The following is a 5,001-nucleotide window of genomic DNA, read 5'->3' on the forward strand; positions in this document are numbered from 1 at the left end:
CGTTATTACTGTCACGAAATTTAAATAAACACATAATTGTTAAGCAAAATTGTCAAACTCGGACTAGTCTTAAATTGTTATTAATTTGTGTTTTTAAGCGGTGTTGTCAGTTAGACAGTTTTCAGAGGGGAATTCACTATGAGTATTTTTGACCACTTTCAGGCACGCTATGAAGCCGCCAAGGATGAAGAGCTATCACTGCAAGAGTTTTTAGCTCTGTGTAAAGAAGATAAAAGTGCTTATGCCAATGCAGCAGAGCGGCTGTTAATGGCGATTGGTGAGCCTGAGCTGATAGACACAGCAAAACACCCCCGATTGAGTCGCATTTTCTCTAACCGGGTGATTTCTCGTTATAAAACTTTTGAGGATTTCTATGGCATGGAAGAAGCCATAGAACAGATTGTTTCCTACCTCAAACACGCTGCCCAAGGTTTAGAAGAAAGAAAACAAATTCTCTATCTACTCGGTCCAGTTGGTGGCGGTAAATCTTCACTGGCGGAGAAACTCAAAGCTTTAATGCAACAAATGCCTATTTATGTTTTGTCTGCAAATGGCGTTCGTAGCCCAGTCAATGACCACCCATTTTGCCTGTTTGATGTGGTTGAAGATGGCGAAATCCTCAAGCAGGAATATGGGATAGAAAAACGCTATTTACGCTCAATTACATCACCTTGGGCGGCCAAACGCTTACACGAGTTTGGTGGCGATATTTCCAAATTCAAAGTCGTCAAAGTACGACCTTCAATTCTCGATCAAATTGCCGTCGCAAAAACCGAGCCCGGAGATGAAAACAACCAAGACATTTCGTCACTGGTTGGGAAAGTGGATATTCGGAAACTCGAGCATTTCTCGCAAGATGACCCCGATGCATATAGCTATTCCGGTGCACTCTGTAAAGCCAACCAAGGGTTAATGGAGTTTGTTGAGATGTTCAAAGCGCCAATTAAGGTGCTTCACCCACTCTTAACCGCCACGCAAGAAGGAAACTTCAACGGAACAGAAGGGTTATCCGCCCTACCCTTTGATGGCATGATTTTAGCGCACTCAAACGAATCAGAGTGGCAGACATTCCGTAACAACAAAAACAACGAAGCGTTTTTGGACCGGGTTTATATCGTTAAAGTTCCTTACTGTTTACGCGTCTCGGAAGAAGTGAAAATTTACCAAAAACTGCTTGAACACAGTGAACTATCCAAAGCGCCATGCTCACCAAGCACACTAGAATTACTTGGTCAATTTAGTATCCTCTCGCGCCTAAAAGTGCCGGAAAACTCGTCACTCTTCTCCAAAATGCGCGTCTACGATGGTGAAACGCTAAAAGATACCGATCCAAAAGCAAAAAGCTATCAAGAGTATCGTGACTACGCAGGTGTTGACGAAGGTATGTCCGGTTTATCGACTCGCTTTGCCTTTAAAATACTGTCGCGCGTATTCAACTTTGACCAAACGGAAGTTGCGGCTAACCCCGTTCATCTGTTCTATGTCATCGAACAGCAAGTTGAACGCGAGCAGTTCCCTCAAGAAATCGCTGAACGATATATGGAGTTTTTAAAAGGCTACTTAGTGCCTCGTTATGTCGAGTTCATTGGTAAAGAGATTCAAACGGCTTATTTGGAATCTTATTCTGAATATGGTCAAAATATTTTTGACCGCTACGTTACTTATGCTGATTTCTGGATCCAAGACCAAGAGTATCGTGATCCTGAAACTGGCCAACTTTTCGATCGTTCATCGCTCAATAACGAGTTAGAAAAAATCGAGAAAACAGCAGGCATTAGTAACCCGAAAGATTTCCGAAATGAAATCGTCAATTTTGTACTGCGTGCGAAAGCGCACAACAATGGACAAAATCCGGTTTGGACCAGTTACGAAAAACTGCGTACCGTCATTGAGAAAAAAATGTTCTCAAATACCGAAGAGCTACTTCCTGTTATCTCTTTTAATGCCAAAACCTCATCGGATGATCAGAAAAAACACGACGATTTTGTCGCTCGTATGATGGAGAAAGGTTATACAGAAAAACAAGTAAGGCTGTTGTCTGAGTGGTATTTACGCGTCCGTAAATCTTCTTAACTTCAAGCAAACCAAAACCTGTACATGCGTTAGCCATACGAACAATGGCTAACGTAAAGGTGACGTTTTCAAGGGGATACTCATGGCGCAATTTATCGATAGAAGATTGAACGGTAAAAACAAAAGCGCGGTCAATAGACAACGCTTTTTACGCCGTCATAAAGAGCAGATCAAAGAATCTGTCGCAGACGCAGTGAATCGTCGCTCCATCACCAACACCGAGTCTGGCGAAGATGTGTCGATCCCAAATCACGACATCAAAGAACCCGTGTTTCATCAAGGAAAAGGCGGCCTGAAAGAACGGGTTCACCCGGGTAATGACCAGTTTATTACTGGTGATAAAATTGAGAGACCTAAAGGTGGCGGACAAGGCAATGGTTCAGGACAAGGTGATGCGAGTGCTGATGGCGAAGGCCAAGATGAATTTATTTTCCAAATCTCTAAAGATGAATATCTTGATCTACTGTTTGAAGATCTGGAATTGCCTAATCTAGAAAAAAATCAAATCAATAAGATTACAGAATGGAAAACTCATCGCGCGGGTTTCAAAACGGCAGGTGTACCGTCGAACATTGCTGTAGTTCGCTCTTTGCAACAATCACTGGCTCGCCGCACCGCAATGACAGCGGGAAAACGTCGTTTAATGGGGGAATTAGAAGAAGAGTTACTGCGCATTCAAAATAGAGAGCCCGCTCAAGTATTAGAAGAGAAGCGACTTAAGCAAGAAATCGAAGCGTTGCGTAAAAAAATTGAAAGTGTGCCGTTTATTGATACGTTTGACCTGCGTTTCAAAAACTTTGAAAAGCGCCCCATTCCATCGAGCCAAGCTGTTATGTTCTGCTTAATGGATGTGTCGGGTTCAATGGATCAAGCGACTAAAGATATTGCAAAACGTTTTTACGTGTTGCTGTATCTATTTTTAACTCGCACTTATGAAAATGTCGAAGTGGTGTTTATTCGTCACCATACGCAAGCCAAAGAAGTGGATGAGCACGAGTTCTTCTACTCTCAAGAGACCGGCGGCACGATTGTTTCTAGCGCACTGAAATTAATGCATGAAATCATTGAACAACGCTACCCACTCGGCGAATGGAATATCTACGCAGCTCAAGCATCCGATGGTGATAACTGGGCTGATGATTCGCCTCGTTGTAAAGAACTCCTCACCAATAAGCTTCTGCCATATTGCCAGTATTACGCTTATATTGAAATCACTCGTCGCTCACACCAAACCTTGTGGCACGAGTACGAAAAATTACAACCCTCATTTGGCAATTTTGCGATTAAAAACATTCGCACCGTGGATGACATATTCCCTGTATTTAGGGAGCTATTCCAAAAGGAAACAGCTTAGGGAGGCATACTAATGACAACAAAAGCGAAAGGTACTTCAAAACGCAAGAGCAAATTGTTACCAGACGGGCCTGACTGGACGTTTGAGCTTTTGGAGAAATACCATACTGAAATACGCCGGGTAGCTGAGTTTTATCGTCTCGATACTTACCCCAATCAAATTGAAGTTATTACCTCCGAGCAGATGATGGATGCCTACTCCAGCATTGGCATGCCGATTAATTACAGCCACTGGTCATTTGGCAAAAAATTTATTCAAACGGAACAAGGTTACAAACATGGCCAAATGGGGCTCGCGTATGAGATCGTGATTAACTCAGACCCATGCATTGCCTATTTAATGGAAGAAAACACCGTCACTATGCAAGCCTTAGTGATGGCGCACGCTTGCTATGGTCACAACTCGTTTTTCAAAGGCAACTACCTTTTCCAAACTTGGACGGATGCGAGCTCTATCATTGACTATCTCTTGTTTGCCAAAAACTACATTTCAGAATGCGAAGAAAAATATGGCGTACCCGAAGTCGAATCGCTGCTCGACTCATGCCACGCGTTAATGAATTATGGTGTTGACCGCTATAAACGACCTGAAAAAATATCGATAGCAGAAGAAAAAGCACGTCAAGAAGAGCGCGAAGCTTATCTACAATCACAAGTTAATGAACTGTGGCGCACCGTGCCCAAAGCAAAAACCAAAGAAGAAGATCTTAAAGTTCGTTTTCCAAGTGAGCCACAAGAAAACATTCTTTATTTCATTGAGAAACATGCGCCACTGCTTGAGCCATGGCAACGGGAGATCGTTCGTATTGTGAGGAAAATAAGCCAATATTTTTACCCACAAAAACAGACGCAAGTGATGAATGAAGGCTGGGCCACATTCTGGCACTACACTATCTTGAATCACCTTTATGATGAAGGTTTTGTTTCTGAGAAATTCATTCTTGAGTTTCTACACAGCCACACCAGTGTCGTCGCACAACCTTCTTACAACAGCCCCTATTTTAGTGGCATCAATCCATATGCACTTGGCTTTGCTATGTTCCGAGATATTAAACGTATTTGTGAAGAGCCAACCGATGAAGACAGGGAATGGTTTCCTGAGCTTGCTGGCACAGAATGGTTAGATGCGCTTCATTTTGCTATGCACAACTTTAAGGACGAGAGCTTCATTAGCCAGTATCTTTCACCTAAAGTAATGCGCGATTTCAAGCTGTTTGCCATTGTGGATGACGATCGCAAGAATTTTATTGAAGTTAGTGCCATTCACGATGATATTGGCTATCACGCCATCCGTGAAAAGCTTGCGGCACAGTACAATCTCAGTAATTTAGAACCGAATATTCAAGTTTATAACGTGGATGTCCGTGGTGATCGTTCACTGACGCTTCAACACGTTCCACACGATAGAATTCCTTTAGATCAAAGCTGTCATGAGGTACTAAAACACCTTTACCGTTTATGGGGGTTTGATGTCATTTTAGAGGAAGTCAAAGAGAGTGGCCGACGTGAAATTTTAGCGACTTGCCCACCACACGGCGAACGTGACACATAAGAACAAGTCGTTACCTTAAATAT

At 42.7% G+C, this 5,001-nt stretch carries 3 protein-coding genes; all 3 read left to right on the plus strand.

Going from position 1 to position 5,001, the window contains the following annotated elements:
* The first annotated feature begins 138 nt into the window (after window positions 1-138).
* The 3 genes from B9J84_RS02790 to B9J84_RS02800 all read left to right on the plus strand — a co-directional run bounded on the left by B9J84_RS02790 (window position 139) and on the right by B9J84_RS02800 (window position 4,978).
* A complete protein-coding gene (locus B9J84_RS02790) occupies window positions 139-2,073 on the plus strand; it encodes a PrkA family serine protein kinase (protein ID WP_013856540.1) in 1,935 nt (644 codons plus the stop codon).
* A gap of 82 nt (window positions 2,074-2,155) precedes the next feature.
* Entirely contained in the window at window positions 2,156-3,427 is a 1,272-nt protein-coding gene (locus tag B9J84_RS02795; protein ID WP_017042294.1) for a YeaH/YhbH family protein, read from the plus strand.
* 12 nt (window positions 3,428-3,439) lie between these two features.
* A complete protein-coding gene (locus tag B9J84_RS02800; protein ID WP_013856538.1) occupies window positions 3,440-4,978 on the plus strand; it encodes a SpoVR family protein in 1,539 nt (512 codons plus the stop codon).
* The last annotated feature ends 23 nt before the right edge of the window (window positions 4,979-5,001 follow it).

It is taken from the genome of Vibrio sp. V03_P4A6T147, from assembly GCF_002241085.1.
Lineage (GTDB): Bacteria > Pseudomonadota > Gammaproteobacteria > Enterobacterales > Vibrionaceae > Vibrio > Vibrio anguillarum.